19 protein-coding genes are annotated in these 18,849 nt (G+C 43.9%); 5 read left to right on the top strand and 14 right to left on the bottom strand.

Features of this window, described 5'->3' with window-relative positions:
• Positions 1 to 166: 166 nt before the first annotated feature.
• From AAFX28_RS13325 to AAFX28_RS13315, 3 genes are all read right to left on the bottom strand, one after another.
• The gene (locus AAFX28_RS13325) at positions 167 to 523 is read right to left on the bottom strand and encodes a YbaN family protein (protein ID WP_408688320.1); all 357 of its coding nucleotides are present in this window, start codon (positions 521 to 523) and stop codon (positions 167 to 169) included.
• Positions 524 to 579: 56 nt separating this feature from the next.
• Positions 580 to 711, bottom strand: a complete 132-nt coding sequence (locus AAFX28_RS13320; RefSeq protein WP_004413335.1) for a hypothetical protein — start codon at positions 709 to 711, stop codon at positions 580 to 582.
• Positions 712 to 870: 159 nt separating this feature from the next.
• On the bottom strand, positions 871 to 1,971 hold the full coding sequence (locus tag AAFX28_RS13315) for a response regulator (protein ID WP_408688318.1): 1,101 nt from the start codon (positions 1,969 to 1,971) through the stop codon (positions 871 to 873).
• 244 nt (positions 1,972 to 2,215) lie between these two features.
• Here AAFX28_RS13315 and AAFX28_RS13310 point away from each other — a divergent pair, with 244 nt between their 5' ends.
• Positions 2,216 to 3,091, top strand: coding sequence for a LysR family transcriptional regulator (locus AAFX28_RS13310; RefSeq protein ID WP_408688316.1), 876 nt, complete (start codon positions 2,216 to 2,218; stop codon positions 3,089 to 3,091).
• 42 nt (positions 3,092 to 3,133) lie between these two features.
• Here AAFX28_RS13310 and AAFX28_RS13305 read toward each other — a convergent pair whose 3' ends face one another.
• From AAFX28_RS13305 to fadI, 3 genes are all read right to left on the bottom strand, one after another.
• Complete coding sequence (locus AAFX28_RS13305) at positions 3,134 to 3,682, bottom strand: NAD(P)H nitroreductase (protein WP_408688315.1); 549 nt, start codon at positions 3,680 to 3,682, stop codon at positions 3,134 to 3,136.
• 96 nt (positions 3,683 to 3,778) lie between these two features.
• On the bottom strand, positions 3,779 to 5,902 hold the full coding sequence (gene fadJ, locus AAFX28_RS13300) for a fatty acid oxidation complex subunit alpha FadJ (protein WP_408688314.1): 2,124 nt from the start codon (positions 5,900 to 5,902) through the stop codon (positions 3,779 to 3,781).
• Complete coding sequence (gene fadI / locus AAFX28_RS13295; protein WP_408688312.1) at positions 5,902 to 7,209, bottom strand: acetyl-CoA C-acyltransferase FadI; 1,308 nt, start codon at positions 7,207 to 7,209, stop codon at positions 5,902 to 5,904. Before fadI ends, fadJ begins: the two co-directional genes overlap by 1 nt.
• A 667-nt stretch (positions 7,210 to 7,876) precedes the next feature.
• Between fadI and AAFX28_RS13290 the strand changes: the two genes are divergently transcribed.
• The 4 genes from AAFX28_RS13290 to AAFX28_RS13275 all read left to right on the top strand — a co-directional run bounded on the left by AAFX28_RS13290 (position 7,877) and on the right by AAFX28_RS13275 (position 12,291).
• Complete coding sequence (locus AAFX28_RS13290) at positions 7,877 to 8,383, top strand: sigma-70 family RNA polymerase sigma factor (RefSeq protein ID WP_408690871.1); 507 nt, start codon at positions 7,877 to 7,879, stop codon at positions 8,381 to 8,383.
• The gene (locus tag AAFX28_RS13285) at positions 8,376 to 9,104 is read left to right on the top strand and encodes a DUF3379 domain-containing protein (RefSeq protein ID WP_408688311.1); all 729 of its coding nucleotides are present in this window, start codon (positions 8,376 to 8,378) and stop codon (positions 9,102 to 9,104) included. Before AAFX28_RS13290 ends, AAFX28_RS13285 begins: the two co-directional genes overlap by 8 nt.
• 266 nt (positions 9,105 to 9,370) lie before the next feature.
• On the top strand, positions 9,371 to 10,678 hold the full coding sequence (locus AAFX28_RS13280; protein ID WP_408688309.1) for an outer membrane protein transport protein: 1,308 nt from the start codon (positions 9,371 to 9,373) through the stop codon (positions 10,676 to 10,678).
• A 320-nt stretch (positions 10,679 to 10,998) separates the two neighbouring features.
• Positions 10,999 to 12,291 (top strand): outer membrane protein transport protein, encoded by a 1,293-nt coding sequence (locus AAFX28_RS13275; RefSeq protein ID WP_408688307.1) that lies wholly within the window; start codon positions 10,999 to 11,001, stop codon positions 12,289 to 12,291.
• Between the two features lie 74 nt (positions 12,292 to 12,365).
• On the opposite strand, the gene AAFX28_RS13270 is transcribed toward AAFX28_RS13275, so the two are convergent.
• From AAFX28_RS13270 to AAFX28_RS13235, 8 genes are all read right to left on the bottom strand, one after another.
• The gene (locus tag AAFX28_RS13270) at positions 12,366 to 13,124 is read right to left on the bottom strand and encodes a VacJ family lipoprotein (RefSeq protein ID WP_408688305.1); all 759 of its coding nucleotides are present in this window, start codon (positions 13,122 to 13,124) and stop codon (positions 12,366 to 12,368) included.
• Positions 13,125 to 13,190: 66 nt separating this feature from the next.
• Positions 13,191 to 14,408, bottom strand: a complete 1,218-nt coding sequence (gene ccmI / locus AAFX28_RS13265; RefSeq protein WP_408688303.1) for a c-type cytochrome biogenesis protein CcmI — start codon at positions 14,406 to 14,408, stop codon at positions 13,191 to 13,193.
• Entirely contained in the window at positions 14,408 to 14,893 is a 486-nt protein-coding gene (locus AAFX28_RS13260; protein ID WP_408688302.1) for a cytochrome c-type biogenesis protein, read from the bottom strand. The genes ccmI and AAFX28_RS13260 overlap by 1 nt, the downstream gene beginning before the upstream one ends.
• Entirely contained in the window at positions 14,890 to 15,444 is a 555-nt protein-coding gene (locus AAFX28_RS13255) for a DsbE family thiol:disulfide interchange protein (protein ID WP_408688300.1), read from the bottom strand. Before AAFX28_RS13255 ends, AAFX28_RS13260 begins: the two co-directional genes overlap by 4 nt.
• A complete protein-coding gene (locus AAFX28_RS13250) occupies positions 15,444 to 17,402 on the bottom strand; it encodes a heme lyase CcmF/NrfE family subunit (RefSeq protein WP_408688299.1) in 1,959 nt (652 codons plus the stop codon). The genes AAFX28_RS13255 and AAFX28_RS13250 overlap by 1 nt, the downstream gene beginning before the upstream one ends.
• The gene (gene ccmE, locus AAFX28_RS13245; RefSeq protein WP_408688298.1) at positions 17,399 to 17,884 is read right to left on the bottom strand and encodes a cytochrome c maturation protein CcmE; all 486 of its coding nucleotides are present in this window, start codon (positions 17,882 to 17,884) and stop codon (positions 17,399 to 17,401) included. The genes AAFX28_RS13250 and ccmE overlap by 4 nt, the downstream gene beginning before the upstream one ends.
• Positions 17,881 to 18,087, bottom strand: coding sequence for a heme exporter protein CcmD (gene ccmD / locus AAFX28_RS13240; protein WP_408688296.1), 207 nt, complete (start codon positions 18,085 to 18,087; stop codon positions 17,881 to 17,883). Before ccmD ends, ccmE begins: the two co-directional genes overlap by 4 nt.
• Positions 18,088 to 18,089: 2 nt before the next feature.
• Positions 18,090 to 18,842, bottom strand: a complete 753-nt coding sequence (locus tag AAFX28_RS13235) for a heme ABC transporter permease (protein WP_408688294.1) — start codon at positions 18,840 to 18,842, stop codon at positions 18,090 to 18,092.
• Between the last annotated feature and the right edge of the window lie 7 nt (positions 18,843 to 18,849).

Raw genomic sequence — 18,849 nt, 5'->3', positions numbered from 1 at the left:
GGCTAGGTCATGTGAGCAATCGATATCAGCACCCACACTCAGCATAGTTATCAGCACAATCTACCCTAGAGATATACCCAAAACAGTCATCGCGGTTCATTGTGCTTTCAACAGTGCCTAAAAAACAAACGCCCACTTCGAAAAGTGGGCACACTTCCTAGCAATCTTAGTGATTTTCTTTGCTATCGGCAAGGTACTCAGTCACAGGTAAACGAATAAACCAGCTGAGCAATACCACCAGCATGATCACCAGCATGATCTTTAACCAGAAATGCGGAACGAACCAAATAGAGAAGGTGAAGCTAAGTACTATCCAAATTGCACCGCGCTTTTTTACTTTGGCAGTTACAGCTCTGTTTTGGTGCCAATTATCCAAAATAGGGCCAAAGGTTTTATGCTGGTGTAACCAACGGTGAAAACGTGGACTACTACGCATAAAGCAAGCGCTAGCAAGCAAAATAAAAGGCGTTGTGGGAAGTAGAGGAAGGAAAATGCCAATGATGCCTAAAATTAGACTGAGCATACCAACAACATTAAGGAAGAATCTGCGAATAATGATGGTATGCTCCGTGAGCCGTATTAGAAGCCCGCATACCCATTCAACACTCGAATCCAAGTCAGTGTTGCAGGAAGAGTTGGGATCAGTAATACAGCAATAAATCCTAGAAAGTAGAAGATATTATAAGGTTCTTTAAAATCGTTGTCTGCCATGAGCTTGCTTCTCTAATATTGAATGTGACGATGTGCTCGTTGAATTATTAATCGAGTGTTAATAAGTTGAGCTATTTTTGTTTATGGCGGACTATACCCTATTCGGCCTGGCACAAACACCGACCGAAAAAAGGGTTATTATAAAGTTATCATATAGGGTTAAGCGTTTGCCCCACGATATATATCTAAGCTAAAGCTGCTTGAGCCTAAACAGCTCAAAGTAAGTTGGCATGCTGATTGAATGTTTAGGTCAGCAGTAATGAAATTTTTTGAGCAGTTTTCGCCGAGCAAAGCACCTGCAGCAATATGCTGCGAGATATACCCATTAGCCCACTGTGCATCTAACCCTGCTGGTAGTAATGACAACGTTCCTTCCGACAAGTCTGCAATGCCAAACAGAGCTTTAACTGGAGTGCTACACCCAGAGCATTCAATACCTCGTTCAAGCAAGGCGGCGATATCTTTCAAATCCGCGTTAAAGGATTTCAAATTGCGTAAGTAATCATGGAACAGTGCTCTCACTAATAATGTCGTCGCAGCGCCATGTTGGCCGTCGCTATTTGAGTCCACAAGATAAAATGCAAATTGCCCGTTCATTAACCACGCATAGTCAAAAACAAGGGGCATGACATCGGTTGATTGTAAAAGGCGATAACTACACTTCCAGTCTCCTTGCGAAGTGTCTTTGTCTGGGAGTAAAGCATGAAGTAAATCTTTAGCTGCGCTTGGGTTATCTTCTAAGTACTCTAAATGCCAGTGAAGCTCCTGCTCTTCAGGCATATCACCGCTATCTACTCGAAACCATTGACTGGAGAAGTCACGCTGGTCACTTAGATGGTTGTCAGAATCATCAAGGGTATTTTCGATCGCACAAGCAAGGTGCTCATGGTTACTAATCGGTTTAGGCAAAAAGTCCTTAATGCCAAATCTCAGTGCTTTCGCCACATCCGAGATGTCATCCGTTGCCGAAACTACAATGAGTGGCAGTGATGGGTATTCAAGGCTTACCTCCTCGACGAATTCGATACCATCTAAAATGGGCATCGAGAGATCACACAGGATCAGATCAGGTTCCGCTGTTCTTAATTTTTGAAGGCCATCTAAGCCATCTTCAGCCTCAACCACTTTATAGCCTTGTGAGACCAAAAAGCCAGAAGTGATACGACGGAAAATAGGATCGTCATCCACCACCATAATGAGTTTTTGAGCCGCAGCGACAGGCACAGCCGCGTTGGTTCCAACTTCTATTGTCTTGTGCATATACCTTCGCCTCACACAACTAAGAGTACAACTGGATTTTTATTGTTATTCTTGTCGATTGTTTCAAACACTCCTTAAAAAGTAGTCTTGAACGGCGATTTATACAAATCTTCCACTTTGAGGCCTTGTTGCATACTATATGTATGGAATATCAAATTTCTATAAACTTGTTGATGTGACTCAAGCTTTGACATTTGATATACATATAAATTATCCAAATTCGTAAAAAAGTGTGTCTGATATAATGAAATTAGATGATCTAAACCTTTTTAGACTCGTAGTCGAAAATGGGAGTTATACTGCAACTTCCCGTAAAACTATGATCCCAGTTGCGACAATAACGCGACGCATTCAGGCATTAGAAGAATCCTTGAACCTTCGCCTTCTAAACCGCCATGCCCGTAAACTTTCTCTTACAGAAGCAGGCGAACGCTTTTTCAACGAATGCTCTCCTCTATTAAATAGGCTTACGTCAGCGGCAGAAGAAATTACCGATGAATGTCGTGGAGCAGCAGGTAAGATTCGAATTATCGCACCATCAAACCTAACTAAACGTATGATGATGCCGATGTTTAGCAGCTTCATGATTCAGTATCCAGACATCAACATCGAGCTGACAACAAGTAACCAAGCGGACCAGTTAGACCCTACTGAATGGGATGTCATCTTCCGTGTCGGCCCTCAACGTGATTCGAGTCTTATTGCACGCAAGATCAGTGCAGTCGCCGATATTTTGGTCGCTAGCCCTGAGTACCTAAAGAAACATCCTGCTCCTAAGCATGCAGAAGACCTTCATCAACATTCATTGTTGAAAGGTGCACCGCTTTTGAAGTGGCAGTTATCTAACCACAGTGGTGAAATTGTGGTGAACAATGACAAAGGACGATTCCAAGCAGATACATTGAATGTGGTTAGAAGCGCATGTTCTGATGGCTTGGGGATTACTTTGATGCCAGATGTCATGATCAAAGAGTATATTGATGACGGCAGTCTAGTCCGAGTACTAGAAAACTGGAGTGCTAACCCGCGTGATATTTACATGTTGTATAACCACAAAGATCACCTGCCTGAGAAAGTAAGGCTATTTATCGATTTTGTCATCGCATACAACATTCATTAAAAAAAGAGCTCGGCTAAAAACCGAGCTCTTTTTTATGTTTGCTTATAAATACTCTACGAACTTAGTTAAATCTCGCTCGGGTACTTTCATTGGCGTGCAGCTTGGGGTACCTAAATATAGGAAGCCGACGATTTCATCATTCCCCTCTAGGCCAAATGCCTGATGCACTTCAGGGTGGAACATCCATTTACCAGAGCGCCAGAACCCTTGAAAGCCTTGTGCGACAGCCGCCATTTGCATTGCTTGTACAGCACAGCCCGCAGACAAGTGCTGCTCAATCGCTGGCACTTTGTCATGTTCCGTGACCTTGGCAATAACGGTAATGACCATTGGTGCTCTAAATGGCGCATTTTTTACCTTTTCAACCACAGCTTGTTCACTTTTTTCCGCTTGTGCTGCTTTGACTAAAATATCAGAAAGCTTGCTCAACCCTTCACCTTGGGCAATTACAAAGCGCCAAGGTGTAAGACCAGCATGATCTGGCGCACGTAGGCCAGCGCGTATAATATTTTCTAAGGCTTTCCCTTCTGGCGCTGGTTCTGACAATTTCGCAATTGAACGACGATTGAGCAACAAATCTAAAGCATCCATTAAACTTCCTTTTTAGTTCTAAGTTTTCTTCTTGATAATAACTCTCATAAATAAAAAAGGCGAACCTCTCGGCTCGCCTCATAAAATTATTTTCAGTTACTCATAGAACTTAGCATCAAGCCCAGCTCGCGTTAGCAACCCATCACATGGGGCAAAACGGTCACCATATTTCTTGGCATGTTCATTCATGATTTCAACCAGAGGTTTGATGCCTATTTGATCCATATAGCGGAATGGACCACCTAGGAACGGCGGGAAACCAATACCAAAAATAGCGCCAATATCACCATCTCTCGGACTACGAATAATACCTTCATCTAAACAACGCACCGCTTCGTTTAACATCGGTAGTACACAACGCATTGCGATATCTTTCTCAGATAACTTCGACTCAGGATTCAGTCCAAGCAGTTTGTACACTGATTTGTCGACTTCCTTCTTCTTCCCTTTATAGGTGTAGAAACCTTTACCGCTCTTACGCCCTTTTCGACCATCATTGAGGAGTTTGTCGAAAACATCTGGCCCTTGGAAACGCTCACCCAGTTCAGCAACAAGGATTGGCATAATTTTGGAGCCAATATCTACGCCAACCTCATCAAGCAGAGTTATCGGTCCAACCGGGAAGCCAAAATTAAGTAATGCTGTATCTAACTGCTCAATAGGTTCCCCCGCCAACAATACTTGTGCGGCTTCATTCATATACGGAGCTAGAATACGGTTTACATAAAACCCTGCGCAGTCTTTAACAACGATTGGTGTTTTACCTTGCTTGCGGGCAAATTCAACAACCGTCGAGATCGTTTCGTCAGAAGTCGTTTCATGTGGAATCACTTCAACTAATGGCATTTTTTCTACAGGGCTGAAATAGTGTAGACCGACTACATTTTCAGGACGCTGCGCTTTCTCTGCGATTTGATGAATAGGCAGTGACGAGGTATTAGTTGCGAAAATGGTGCTATCTTTCGCATTCTCTTCAATATCTGCGACCATCTTCTGCTTTAGGTCTAAATCTTCAAAAACGGCTTCAATGACGATGTCAGTATGATTAAAACGAGTGAAATCTACTCCACCAGATAGCTGCAACATTTTATCCTGAAGTTGAGCTTTAGAGATAATACGGCGTTTTCGCTGCTTTTCGAACAACTTGTAGTTGTATTTCAGCGCGTTCAATACACCATCATTTGAAACATCTTTAATACGCGTTGGAACTTTTGCTTTAGCAACGCTGACATGACTAATACCCGCCCCCATCAAACCACCGCCTAACACAGCGGCGTTCATAATCCCTTTAGGCTCTGCTTCACTACCGTTTTCTTTCTTCATTTCTGTTGTAGCAAAGAAGATTGAACGAAGTGCTCTCGATTCAGGAGTCATCACTAACTCTCCGAATCGTTCCGCTTCTTTCTGCTGACCTTTGTCAAAGCCCTTTTCGAGACCAAAGCGGATCACTTCCAGAATCGCATCTGCCGCCGGGTAATTACCACGTGTTTTCCCATTAGTCTTCTTGGCAGCTTGTTCAAAAATCACTTTGCGACCTAAACCTGTATTCGAAATCAGTTTTTCTTTAGTTGATGCTTTACGTTTGTTCTTTTTCTTACCAACGTTTTTTTCGACAAAGCTCTTCGCTACTTCTAGCAGAATCGTTTCCGGTACGACAGCATCTGCAACACCTAGCTTTTTGGCTTTCTTTGCACGTAATTGTTTACCCGTCAGGATAAGATCAAGCGAAGGAAGTAAACCAATCAAACGCGGTAAGCGCTGCGTACCACCCGAACCGGGTAATAAGCCAAGTTGAACCTCAGGTAAACCCAGTCGTGTCTTGTCAGAGTCGGTACATACACGATAATCACATGCTAACGCCAGCTCTAAACCGCCACCCAAGCATGGTCCATGAATTGCCGCAACCACCGGATATGGAAGATCAGACAGTTGCTGAAACATTTGCTGGCCTTTTTCAGCTAACGCCTGTGCTTCTTTAGCGCTAGTACATGCATCCAACATGCGCACATCTGCACCTGCAATGAAGTTATCTGGTTTTAGCGAATGTACAATCAAACCTTTTAATGACGATTGCTTCTCTGCTAGTTGAGTGAAAATCGCTTCCATTTCTTCAGCAAATGCAGCTTGTAAAGTATTCATTTTCTCGCCAGGCACGTCGATAGATAGCCAAGCGATGTCTTGCTCATCAATTGATAAATTAAATGCCGTTTGCTCGCTCATTACTCTACCTCCAGTACCATTGCTGCACCCAAGCCACCAGCAGCACACGCTGTATTTAGGGCCAAACCACCACCACGTCGCTGTAGCTCTCTTAATGTTTGCGTGATCATCCTTGCACCTGTTGCTGCAAACGGGTGGCCATAAGCGATTGAACCGCCAAGGACATTAAACTTGTCCATGTCTATCTCGCCAATTGCTTTAGCACGGCCTAACTTTTCTTGCGCAAACTTGTCACTGCCAAACATCTTAACGTTCGATAGAGCTTGGGCTGCGAATGCTTCGTGCATATCAATCAATGTTAAGTCAGACAACTCAATGCCCGCACGATCTAGAGCCATTGGTGTAGCATACGACGGCCCCATTAACATGTCGCTTTCAACACCAATCGCCGAAAATGCGTATGAACGAATGTAACCCATAATATCCAGGCCTAGCTCTTTAGCTTTGCCTTCGCGCATAAGCATGATGGCCGCTGCACCATCTGTTAACGGCGTACTGTTGGCAGCGGTAACACTACCATATTGTCGATCGAATGCCGGTCGCAGTTTTGCGTAGCCTTCAATCGTCGAGTCTTCTCGAATATTGTTGTCTTTTGAAATCCACTTTTTGTACGGTTCAGGGAAAGCGGTCATCACCTCCCCTTCAATTTTTCCGTCGTTCCAAGCTTGAGCTGCTAGAGTATGTGAACGGTGTGCAAGTTCATCCTGTGCTTGGCGGGTAATTCCATGCGATTTCGCCATCTGTTCAGCTGTCTGGCCCATTGATAGGCCTGTTGAATGCTCAGCGACGGCTGGTGGCACTGGCATTAAGTCTTTAATTGACAACGTTTTTAGAATTTTAAGTTTTTGGCTTAACGTTTTGGTTTTACTCAGCGCAAGTAGGTTTGCTGCCAATTTTTTCGACACACCAATTGGCAAGACTGAAGAAGAATCCGCACCACCTGCAATACCGACATCAATGGTTCCCGACATGATACTTTCAGCGACATTCACTGCTGACTGAAAGCTGGTCGCACAAGCACGTGTAACACTGTAAGCATCAGTGTGTATGTTCATACCGGTACCTAACACAATCTCACGTGCGATGTTTGGTGCTTCTGGCATTTGTACCACCTGACCAAATACCACTTGTTCAATCAACTTGGGATCGATTTCGGTACGAGCAAGCATATCGCTCACTACCATTTTGCCTAAATCCACGGCTGGTACTTGGCTAAATTCGGTACTTTGACGTGCAAAAGGCGTGCGCAAACCTGCGACGATTGCCACACGTTCTCCTGAGCGAGTTTTCACTTCCTGCTTGCCCATTGTTGCTCCTTAATTAATAGAGGTCTGACCAGAACCATTGTAACGAGAATGTTAATTCAATCAAACGGTCGTTTGAATAAACGTGACTTACACCAGATTCCGTCGTTAAAGGAATTGATAACACTATGATACTGCTCAGAGTTCTTAACAGGTCAAGTTGGTGTAACTTTTAATAGTAGAAGTGGTTTGATAAGGCTCAGGCAAAAAAAAACCACACAAATCTGTGTGGTTGGAATGTATAAAGCAATTAACTTAACGCCAATTGAAATAATCAGTTTCCTGATTAGGAGAAAGTAAAGTCAGCCTTCAAAAGGAAGTGTCATCTTGCTCAACTTGTCAGTGTAAACACCGACTAGATGACAGGTGCTACTATAACCGCTAGAGTGAAGTAGATTTTGAAATAGATCAATTTTAGGTGGATTTATGCCTTGCTTGTCCGCTTATATTCGCACCAACTATATAAATTCACGACTTACTCGCGTTTTTATCGAGTACATTAGCGCTTGCGAATATACCTATAACACCTTTCAGAATGAAGGCAACTCAACGGTTTAGCCATTCATATAACTGCATAACAATAAGAAATCACAGAGCAACGAGGGAGGCTCATGTGTCAATTATTAACTTTTTTGGAAAGAAAAAGTCCAACGATCCGGTCAACTCGGATATGGACAGACAAAGAAAATATGAAGCGCTTGTAAGAGCCTATCATCGAGACTTGTATCGTTATGCCTATTGGTTGTGCAAAGACCCTACTATATCGGAAGATTTAGTGCAGGAAACTTGCCTTAGAGCGTGGAAATCTCTAGATAGCCTGCAAGATGAGAAAGCAGCAAAGTCATGGCTTATTACCATTTTAAGACGTGAGAATGCACGCCGCTTTGAACGCAAACAATTTGATCTGGTTGATATCGACGATCATGGCAATGATGCTAAGGTTTCGGACGATCCTCATCATCAAACCGAATGGATTCAAGCTCAGATAATGAAGCTTGAAGATGAGTACCGAGAACCTCTATTTTTGCAGGTCGTTGGTGGTTTCAGCGGAGAAGAAATCGGAGAGATCCTTGGTCTTAATAAAAATACCGTTATGACGCGTTTGTTTAGAGCCAGGAACCAACTCAAAGAGATGTTAGATTCAGACAGTACACAGAGAGGACAGCAAAATGGATGAATTAGAGTTTCGTCGACGCATAATGTCCGACCCAAAACAACGCGACAGCGAAATCACTGAAGCGATTAGAAGCAGTGATAAAAATAGCCAGTTTGCGGAAGAGATTTTGGATCTCGATAAGCAAATAGCACAAGCTATGTCGGTTGATGTTCCGGATGATCTCGCTGATCGTATACTGTTCAATCAAACTTCTGCTGCAGAGAGTAATGTGGTTCGTCCCAACTTCGCTCGTAAAGCAATGGCTATGGCCGCATCCGTCGCTTTTGTTGCTGGTTTGCTTGTCGGGCAGATCAATTGGGGTAACTTCGTTGTATCACCAGCTCAGGCGAGTCTAGCTAGTACGGCAATGAAGCATGTGGTTGATGAGAAACCTTTTGTCGCCAATCTCGATGAACAGGTTCAGTCGAATCAGATCAACGCTAAGATGATGCCATTTGACCATCAACTGTCCGAAACCTTCCCTTACCACGTCTACTACCTGAATCATTGTGGCTTTGGTAAGTCGAATGCTCTGCACATGGTATTTCAAGGTGAAAAAGGAAAGGTCACGCTGTTTTTAACTGGAATTCCGTCAGATAAAGCTGTCGACTTCAACAAAGATGGTATGGCGGGTATTGTGGAACCTATGGGAGATACCAGCTTAATCCTTGTCGGTGACGAAGGCGAAAATGTAGCGAAAATCGCGGAAAGCATCGCGAATATCATCAAACCAATGAGTTAACAAAGTGGTAACATTTTGTGATCCAGTTCATGGCTTAGATTCTACTCCTAAGCCATTTTTTCTGGGGAAAAATAGAGTCATGACTCTAAAAAGACCTATTTTCCAGCACATTCCTGCCAGATACACATCATTTCCATAATTTTATCACCCAAATTGCCAATGGTCGGATTTCTATATCTTATACTTGAGTCTAGTATCAGCCACCACTGAGCTTTTGCTCAAATAATATCGCCCAGAAGAGGCGAAGAGAAAAGGAAAAAGCAAAAATGAACAACACGCGTCTGTTTAAAAAATCGCTATTAGCAGTGACCATTACAACCGCAACTATCGCTTCGCAGCCAGCTCTCTCTGCCGGCTTCCAGCTAAATGCACAATCTGCAACTGGTATTGGCCGTGCTTTTGCAGGTGATGCTGTAATCGCTGATAACGCGTCTGTTATGGCTCGTAACCCAGCAGCAATGGCCCTATTCGACAAGATGGAGCTTTCTTTAGGTTTCGAAAGCATCACTTCAATGATTGAAGTTAAAGATGCTACATACACTAGTGGTGTTTACAACCCGACAACGGGTCAATCAACTCCTGTGTCTTCTGCAAATGCTAACTATGACGATGCAGGTGACACTTCAATTGCACCAAACATCCACTTAATCGTACCTGTAAACGACAAATTTGCTTGGGGTGTTAACGCCTACTCAAATTTCGGTACTAAAACCGAGTTTGATGATAACTACGTTGCTTCTGAATATGGCGGCTTAACAGATGTTAAAAGCTTCAACCTAGGTCTTGCTGGTTCATATCGTGTAAACGAGCAGTTAAGCTTCGGTGCTGGTCTTGACCTTATCTATGGTCAAGGCACATTTAAACGTGCAGTACCAAGTACCAACAGTGCTGCTTACCTTCTAAATGTAGATAAAGCAGACGGTTGGGCTGTTGGTTTTAACCTAGGCTCTGTTTACGAGCTAGATGAGAATAACCGTTTCGGTCTATCGTACCGCTACAGCCCAGAGTTCACAGCAGATGACGATGCTGGGCAAAAAGTAACCTTACCACTACCAGATATGGCTGAGTTCTCAGGCTTCCATAAGATTGAAGACACCAAATTCGCTGTTCACTACAGTGTTCAGTGGATTGGCTGGAGCTCAATGGATAAAATTGACTTCGAAAACTTAGATGCATCTACATCACAACTTGGCGCTGTAAGCTCTACTTACCAAAAAGACTACAAGTGGCAAGACGGTTGGCGTTACGCAATCGGTGGTACGTACTACCTAAACAATGATTGGACACTACGTACGGGCTACATGTACGACACAAGTGCTCAAGACAGCCTAACATCTATTTCAGTACCTGATTCAGATCGTCAATGGTTCTCTGCGGGCTTTACATACCACATTGATAGCGCATCAAACGTCGACTTTGGTTTCACTTACCTAATGGGTAAAGACACAGACGTGAACGAGACTCTAGTTCTACCTAACACAAGTAGCCCTACTGGTTACGGATTTACAAACGTTTCCGGCACTACACACGCTGACGCTATCCTACTGGGTTTACAGTACAGCCGCAGCTTCTAAGTTAAGCTTACATTACGCATCCAAGGGCCAGTTTCTACTGGCCCTTTTTATTGCCTTAAATATCTAATTCCACTCAATTTATCAGCACCCGCTTCGCCAATTTGAGCTTACAACTGTATACAGAAACCGATTCAATGCACTACAAGTGTTCGCTGAAACCAAGAAACAAATCATTTACAAGCCAGATTAATAACCAAAATACTGGGTATTTAGAATATTAAACTCTAAAAGTACTAAATACACTGTTTTTAATTTTTAAAGTAATAGCTCTAACTCTATGATCGCCCGACTGATTACCATTAATCTCAGCGAACATTACAATGAAAACAAATAAGACTCTCCTTTCACTTGCAGTGGCAGGTGGCCTACTGGCCTCAGCAACAACCGTTAACGCTGCTGGCTTCCAGCTAGCAGAATACTCAGCGACTGGCCTTGGCCGTGCGTACGCCGGTGAAGCAGCGATGGCTGACAATGCAGGTGCACAATGGCGCAACCCTGCAATGCTAACTTACCTAGAAGGTACTCAGGTTTCCGTAGGTGCTATCTATGTCGACCCTAATGTTGACTTAGAAGGTAATAGCTACCCGAATACCGCTTTTGCAACTTCGACGAGTTCCAAAGACTTCGCTCATGATGCGGTTATTCCGAATTTTTACATTTCTCATAAATACAATGACAAATTTGCTCTAGGCTTTGCACTTGGTACCAACTACGGAATGGAAACATCCCTAGGTAAAGAGTTTGGTGGCGCTAACCATGGCAATGAAGCTAGTGTTTATTCTGTAGAAGCAAACTTAAATGCCGCTTACCAACTAACTGACGCTGTGAGTATTGGTGGTGGTGTACGCTACATTGATGCAGAAGGTAGCTTTGGTGCAGTAGCTGCTCGCGATGTTGTACTTGTCGGTGTTTCTAAAGGTGAAACACTTAAATATATGGAAGGTGACGACACTGCCTGGGCTTGGCAAGTTGGTACAGCATGGCAAATCAACGATGATAACCGCATTGGTTTCACGTACAAATCTGAAGTAGATCTAAAACTGGAAGGTACTGCAAATGGCCACGGTTTCCTATTAGGTCAGCCAACCAATAAGATCCCTGGTTCAATGAACTTAGCACTTCCTGCCACTGCGGAGTTAGCTAGCTTCCACCAACTAACCGATAAACTTGCCGTGCACGCTAGTATTAATTGGACTGATTGGAGTTCATTCGAAAAACTAGAAGCAAACCTTTCAGATCGCACAGACCCTGTTCTTATTAAAGAAGAAAATTGGGAAGACAATATGCGCTACGCGATTGGTGCGACATACCAAGTTGATTCGAAACTAACTCTGCGTACCGGCTTAGCATACGATGAATCAGCTGTGAGTGAAGAGCATCGTACCGCGACTATTCCAGAGACTGATCGTACGTGGCTAAGCCTTGGCGCAGGTTACCAATGGTCAGAGCAACTTAACTTCGACGCTGGCTTTACTTACATCTTCGCGAAAGACGCCAAAATGTACGAAACAGACCCTGGTTTTGGCGCTGGCGACACGTTTGGCGGGGCATTCGAAGGTGAAGTAACTGGTAGCATTTGGCTAATCGGTCTACAAGCGAACTACACGTTCTAAGAGCTATTTAGCAACGCTAAATACACAAAAGGCTTGGTCATACCAAGCCTTTTTCTATCTGTAGCAACAAGAGCTTAAAAGTCTTCTAGATATTCATCTAAATAGGCTTCTTCTTCAGCATCATAGTCATCGTTTTCAATTTCTGCCTTAAAGTCTTGGCGTTGAATGTAAACGTCACGGACTAACGCATAAGGATCTGGTGAATCATCCAGTAGTGACTCTTGTTTAGCTAACACTGCGCGGCTCTCTAAACCTTCTAGTGCCCATTTACCTAACCCTGCCCAGAAGTTTAAGAAGGACAATGGCACATACATACCATCAACAATGTCAGCAGTTTCTCTTACTGTCCAAGGACCATAAGCAGGAACCATCACATACGGTCCATTTCCTACTCCATAATGACCTATCGCATCACTAAACGCTTTCTCATTGTGATCGGTAATCCCAGCTTCCGACGCCACATCAATCAAACCACCTAAGCCTAAGGTCGTGTTAATCCAAAAACGGTTGAAGTGGTCCAGTGCTTTACCACCGTTACCCATGACGAGATTGTTCACCATACTCGACGGTTCGTCTAGGTTACCGAGAAAGTTTGCAATACCATTACGAATAGGAACAGGCACATAATCCACATACGCCAAAGAAACCGGTTTAACCAAATATGGATCTAAATAATCGTAATTGATTGTCCACATTGAGCGGTTAAAACTTTCAAGAGGGTCATAGACTTGCGGCTCATCTGCTAATGACTCTTCACTAGGCGCTGACGCACACCCAGTCATAATAAGAGCTGAGCATAGCAATATCCCTATATGCGACTTGATCTTTTTCATTATTATTATTTCCATAAAAAAGGCCGGTGTTTCCACCGGCCTTTGTCGATCTATAAACAGTAACTATTAATACTGGCTATTAATCATAACTTCAACTGGTTCACCCATTTTAACGGCTTCGCTCTCACCAAACCAGTCCCCTTCTTTCGTAGCAACGTTACCGTCACTATCGATACGAACGCGAACCATAAGTGATTCAAGAGATGATAGCTTACGTTCTTGAAGCATACTGTTTCCATCATCTAAAACTACCGTTCTTGGGAATGTGCCAAGAGGGAAACGTGCAGCTGCGACAGGCATAGGCGCACCATCTGCAGTATGAACTGATACTATGACAGAAGCGTTAGGATCCGCTTGAACTTGTTCACCGACATTGATTGTCACTGCTACAGATTGACCAGTACCAACTTGTTGACCCATTTGCTTTTGTGCATTTTCAATACTGCGTGACAGCATTTCATAGCGAGAGTCTTTAGGGCCAATCATCTGCTGCATAATACTCCAATAGCGAACAGCGGCAGGGTAGTCTTGACGTTCATACGCATCGAAAGCAAGTAAAGAGAATACTCGTAAATCCACGTAGTCATCCTGTACTAACTTACCTAACAAGCCACGAGCTTTGTCTTGATCAATATCGTCTTGAGAAAGCATTAATGCTTGAGCATAGCCGAGCATGACATCAGGATCACTTGGCTCTAAGTTATAAGCTTTCTTCATTGCGCCAATCGCCGTATCAATCGTACGGTTCGCTAAGGCAATACGACCAAGTAGTAACCAACCCGTTGAATCATCAGGCTGGTAATGTAGACGCGTACGAAGAGCCAATGATAAGTCACGCATTTCATCTTCGCTTAGCTCAGCACCTTCTGGTGACATCAATTTCTTTGATAGCGCAGGAAGATTGGCACTCACTTGTTGCCATTGCTGAACATCTTCAGATGCGCCAAACTTGAAGTACAAGCCGTATGAAAGACCAATCACCAGTAGAGCTGACGGAATAATCACTGCAAGAGCCGATGTTGTGCTCTCATTCTGTGTCTTCTCATCCGTAGGAATATCATCAAGAAGTGACTGCTTAAGGTCATCTATTAGGTCTTGTTGATTCTCAACCAAACCTTCATCAGCCTCTTCTTCAAGCTCTGATAAACGATCTTTATAGAACGCTTTATTTAGCTCATCACGAAGTTGCTCGTCGTTATTCGACTTCTTCTTGATAAACGGTATTGCAATAAGCACGATGCTGATTGCGATAAGAATGACTGAGGCTATCCAAAATAGTGTCATTACTGCTTATCTCCATCATTCTTTTCATCATCAAGAAGTGCTTTAAGACGTGCTTCTTTATCTGAATCCCACTCTTGATCTTTTTGCTCTACTACTGCTTTAGGTTTGCGGCTACGAACGATAATTAAACCAAAACCAAGAAGTACAACGGCAATTGGCCCAAGCCACAGAATTGACGTTGCTAGCGTAAACGGCGGGTTATACGTCACGAAGTTACCGTAGCGGGCAATCATGTAGTCAACAATCTCTTGCTTAGACTTACCCTCTTTAGTCATTTCATACACTTTATGACGTAAATCAACCGCGAGCTCAGCATTAGAATCAGCAATCGTATTATTCTGACACTTAGGGCAACGAAGCGTATTACCTAACTCTTTGAATTGATGCTCTTGCTCAAGATTATCAAACTCATAGATTTCAATCGTAGCGTACGCTGTCATTGAGAACGTCAAACATGCAACTAATGCGAGGATCCACTTTTTCATTGTTTCGCCTCCGCAAGAAGCTCTTCATACATAGGCTTCAACTTTTCGTTCCAGTTGCGTGTATTGACATCACCAACATGGCGGTAACGAATCACACCGTTAGCGTCGATAAGGAACGTCTCTGGAGCGCCGTAAACACCTAGGTCAAGCCCTAGCATACCATTACCATCGAACAAACTGATTAAGTACGGGTTGCCTAGGTCTCTTAGCCAACCTACCGCTTTGTTACGATCATCTTTATAGTTCATTCCGATAATCTTAACGCCTTCAGAAGCCAACTCGTTTAGGTATTGGTGCTCTGCATAACACGTCGGACACCAAGTCGCCCAAACATTCAATAGCAAGGGTTCACCTTTAAAGATCGCTTGATCGTAAAGTTTTCCCGGCTCAGCTAGGTCTTCAAGACGAAACTGAGGGACTTCTTTACCAACCAGAACAGATTCTAGCTTGGTTGGGTCATCACCATGTTGGTTTTTCACCAGCTGGGTGGCAAATACTGCCACCAAGCCTAAAAATGCCACTAAGGGAATAAATAACAGTTTCTTATTCATTATGCCTCCTGCTTCTTGGCGCTCTTTCTAAAGCGGTAGCGCTTATCACTAATTGCGATAGCACCGCCAAGAGCCATCAATAACGAACCAGCCCAAATCCAACGTACGAACGGTTTGTAATAAATGCGGACAGCCCATGACTTGTCATCATCTAGACGCTCACCCATCGCGATATAAAGGTCACGAGTAATACCGCGATCAATGGCAGCTTCTGTCATCATTGAACGTGCCGTTGTGTAGAAACGCTTTTCTGCATGTAACGTGTTAACGTACTTGCCTTCGTTAGTGATTTCAAAGTCAGCGATGTAGCCATCATAGTTCGGGCCGTCTTTATCACGTAGCCCTTTAAAGTAGAAATCGTATCCTTGGATCTGGAAGTGCTCACCCGGCGCTAAACGCACGTCACGTTCGATACTGTAGTTTTGCACCATCGCAATACCGATAACACTTACGGCTAAGCCGATATGACCAAGCATCATTGCCCAGTGGCTGCGTTGCAGTTTCTTCACACCTTCCATAAATGGGTGGCGGTGAGTTGCACGTTGGTAAAGTTCAAAGCCGTGCATGAAGATAATCCACAGAGCCATCACCCAACCAATGTAAGCCATAGTTAAGAAGAAGTCTGACAACAACGTGGTGAACACAAATGCGAGAACCAGTGATGCTACACCAGAAATCAGCATCGGCTTTTTCAGGCTTGATAGGTCATCACGCTTCCAACGAATCAGAGGACCAATACCCAACAAGAAAGAGAATGGAATCATTAACCAAGCAAACAACATATCGAAGAATGGCGCACCAATCGATACTGAGCCTAGACCAATTTGTTTGTGTACCAGTGGTAGCAATGTACCGACAAGAACCACAACCAGTGCAGCAATCAGTAGAACGTTGTTAGCTAACAGTGCGTTTTCGCGAGAGACTAAATCAAAGTTACCGCGAACACGGACTGATGCCCCTTTCACAGCAAACAGAAGCAAAGATCCACCAATAACAAAGACTAAGAAGCCTAGGATAAACATACCTCGCGATGGATCTGATGCGAAGGCGTGTACCGAGACCAAGATACCAGAACGTACTAAGAAGGTACCAAGTAGACTTAGTGAGAATGCGGAGATCGCAAGCAATACAGTCCAAGCTTTAAACGTACCGCGCTTTTCGGTTACCGCCAGTGAGTGCATAAGTGCCGTACCAGCTAGCCAAGGCATGAACGATGCATTTTCGACTGGATCCCAGAACCACCAGCCGCCCCAGCCAAGTTCGTAGTACGCCCACCAAGAACCTAGAGCGATACCTAGAGTCAGGAACAACCATGCAGCTGTCGTCCAAGGACGTGACCAACGAGCCCAAGCCGTATCAAGACGACCAGTCATCAGTGAGGCAATAGCAAAAGAGAAAGCGACCGAGAAACCTACATAACCCATGTAAAGCATAGGTGGGTGGATGATTAACCCAGGGTCTTGCAGAAGTGGGTTAAGGTCACGACCATCTACCGGGAAGTAAGGTAACGTACGCAAGAACGGGTTCGACGTTAAGATAATGAACAATAGGAAACCTACAGTAATCATACCCATAACTGCGAGTACACGTGCAACCGATTCTTGTGGCATTCCACGGCTAAAGGTCGCAACCGCCACCGTCCACGCTGCTTGGATTAATACCCAAAGCAATAATGAACCTTCGTGCGCACCCCAAACCGCGGTTAAGCGATAGTACCAAGGCAACTGACTATTCGAGTTGCTTGCAACATAGTTCAAGGTGAAATCGTTGGTATAAAATGCCCAAAGCAGAATACAAAACGACAATAGTAGTAATAAGAACATACCCCAAGACAAAGGTCTTGCGCTGTTCATTAAGAGAGTATTGTTTTTCGATGCACCAACCAATGGCAAGATACTAAGCAGTACCGCGAGCGCCAAAGAGATGATCAGTGCAAAGTGACCGATTTCAGCAATCATTGATCGCTTCCTTGTTTTTGTTGTTCAGTGTATTGAAGCGGTTCATGAGTCTTTTTCATCGCTTCAGCTACTTCTGGTGGCATGTACTCTTCATCGTGCTTAGCTAGAACTTCGAATGCCTCAACTGTCGTTGCATCTAGAAGAACACCTTGAGCTACAATACCTTGCCCTTCACGGAATAAGTCTGGAAGAATACCGTCGTAGACGATAGTGACTTTAGGGCCGACATCATGAAGGTCAAATGAAACACGCAGAGACTCAACATCACGCTTAACTGAACCTTCAACAACCATTCCACCAATACGAAGACGCTGACCGACTTCAGGCTTAGTACCATCCGGTTTACCGTTTACCAATTCCGTTGGTGTGTAAAACAAGTCCATATTCTGATTTAAGGCATACAACATCAGACCGATGGTTGCACTGATCCCTAAAAAGATTGCTAGAACAATGCCAAGCCTCTTTTTACGTCTTGGGTTCATAATGTGTTCTCCAAATTTTTCGCTGCATCAATACGTGCTTGTCTATCCACTTTCGCCTGTACTTCATTTAGTAGTGCACGTCCGCGTCGAATACTAGAAACAAGTAAAACAAGCATCACGCCAAAAGTAATACCAAAAGCAGCCCAGACATAACCTGCGTAGCCACCCATGGCAAAGAAGTCACCCAAAGATTCAAAATGCATGATTAATTCCCTCTCTGAGACTTAGCTTCTGCTAGCTTCATCACCCATGGGCGATGGCTCTCTTTATTTATGATTTCGTTGCGTAAACGGATCATCGTTACTGAGCCAAAGAAGAAAGCAAAACCAAAAATATTTAATAGAAGTGGCCATAACATATTGCTTGAAATTGATGGCTTCTCGAATTTTGTAATTGTCGCGCCCTGATGCAGGGTGTTCCACCATTCAACAGAGAAGTGAATGATCGGTAGATTAACCACACCCACAATCGCAAGAATACCAGCCGCTTTTGCTGCCGTTTTTTGATCATCAAATGCGTGATAAAGCGCGATAACACCTAGGTAGAGGAATAGAAGGATTAATTCAGAAGTTAAACGTGCATCCCACACCCACCATGTACCCCACATTGGTTTACCCCAGATAGCACCAGTTAACAGTGCAATAAAGGTATAAACAGCGCCAATTGGGGCCATCGCCGAAGCAGCCATATCGGATAAACGGATCTGCCACACAATGCCGATAAAGGCTGCGATAGCCATCGACATGTAGACACCCATTGACCAAATGGCTGATGGTACATGAATGTAAATGATTCTAAAGCTGTCACCTTGCTGGTAATCAGAAGGTGCAAAGGCTAAACCCCATACTGTGCCGATAGATAAACATAACAGCGCTAGTACAGAGAACCATGGCAAGAGCTTACCACATAGCTGGTAAGCAGATTCAGGCTTGGCATAGGGATGGAGCCATTTCCACATCGTTGTT

Source organism: Vibrio sp. TBV020 (genome assembly GCF_046056895.1).
In the GTDB taxonomy this organism is placed as follows: domain Bacteria; phylum Pseudomonadota; class Gammaproteobacteria; order Enterobacterales; family Vibrionaceae; genus Vibrio.
The sequence above is the reverse complement of the archived record's forward strand: the minus strand, read 5'-3'. Positions and strand labels throughout refer to the sequence as shown.

Excerpts from the sequence above, each read along its gene's own strand:
- AAFX28_RS13325 (WP_408688320.1), bottom strand. The coding sequence starts at position 523 with ATGCTCAGTCTAATTTTAGGCATCATTGGCATTTTCCTTCCTCTACTT.
- AAFX28_RS13320 (WP_004413335.1), bottom strand. The coding sequence starts at position 711 with ATGGCAGACAACGATTTTAAAGAACCTTATAATATCTTCTACTTTCTA.
- AAFX28_RS13315 (WP_408688318.1), bottom strand. The coding sequence starts at position 1,971 with ATGCACAAGACAATAGAAGTTGGAACCAACGCGGCTGTGCCTGTCGCT.
- AAFX28_RS13310 (WP_408688316.1), top strand. The coding sequence starts at position 2,216 with ATGAAATTAGATGATCTAAACCTTTTTAGACTCGTAGTCGAAAATGGG.
- AAFX28_RS13305 (WP_408688315.1), bottom strand. The coding sequence starts at position 3,682 with ATGGATGCTTTAGATTTGTTGCTCAATCGTCGTTCAATTGCGAAATTG.
- fadJ (WP_408688314.1), bottom strand. The coding sequence starts at position 5,902 with ATGAGCGAGCAAACGGCATTTAATTTATCAATTGATGAGCAAGACATC.
- fadI (WP_408688312.1), bottom strand. The coding sequence starts at position 7,209 with ATGGGCAAGCAGGAAGTGAAAACTCGCTCAGGAGAACGTGTGGCAATC.
- AAFX28_RS13290 (WP_408690871.1), top strand. The coding sequence starts at position 7,877 with ATGGACAGACAAAGAAAATATGAAGCGCTTGTAAGAGCCTATCATCGA.
- AAFX28_RS13285 (WP_408688311.1), top strand. The coding sequence starts at position 8,376 with ATGGATGAATTAGAGTTTCGTCGACGCATAATGTCCGACCCAAAACAA.
- AAFX28_RS13280 (WP_408688309.1), top strand. The coding sequence starts at position 9,371 with ATGAACAACACGCGTCTGTTTAAAAAATCGCTATTAGCAGTGACCATT.
- AAFX28_RS13275 (WP_408688307.1), top strand. The coding sequence starts at position 10,999 with ATGAAAACAAATAAGACTCTCCTTTCACTTGCAGTGGCAGGTGGCCTA.
- AAFX28_RS13270 (WP_408688305.1), bottom strand. The coding sequence starts at position 13,124 with ATGAAAAAGATCAAGTCGCATATAGGGATATTGCTATGCTCAGCTCTT.
- ccmI (WP_408688303.1), bottom strand. The coding sequence starts at position 14,408 with ATGACACTATTTTGGATAGCCTCAGTCATTCTTATCGCAATCAGCATC.
- AAFX28_RS13260 (WP_408688302.1), bottom strand. The coding sequence starts at position 14,893 with ATGAAAAAGTGGATCCTCGCATTAGTTGCATGTTTGACGTTCTCAATG.
- AAFX28_RS13255 (WP_408688300.1), bottom strand. The coding sequence starts at position 15,444 with ATGAATAAGAAACTGTTATTTATTCCCTTAGTGGCATTTTTAGGCTTG.
- AAFX28_RS13250 (WP_408688299.1), bottom strand. The coding sequence starts at position 17,402 with ATGATTGCTGAAATCGGTCACTTTGCACTGATCATCTCTTTGGCGCTC.
- ccmE (WP_408688298.1), bottom strand. The coding sequence starts at position 17,884 with ATGAACCCAAGACGTAAAAAGAGGCTTGGCATTGTTCTAGCAATCTTT.
- ccmD (WP_408688296.1), bottom strand. The coding sequence starts at position 18,087 with ATGCATTTTGAATCTTTGGGTGACTTCTTTGCCATGGGTGGCTACGCA.
- AAFX28_RS13235 (WP_408688294.1), bottom strand. The coding sequence starts at position 18,842 with ATGTGGAAATGGCTCCATCCCTATGCCAAGCCTGAATCTGCTTACCAG.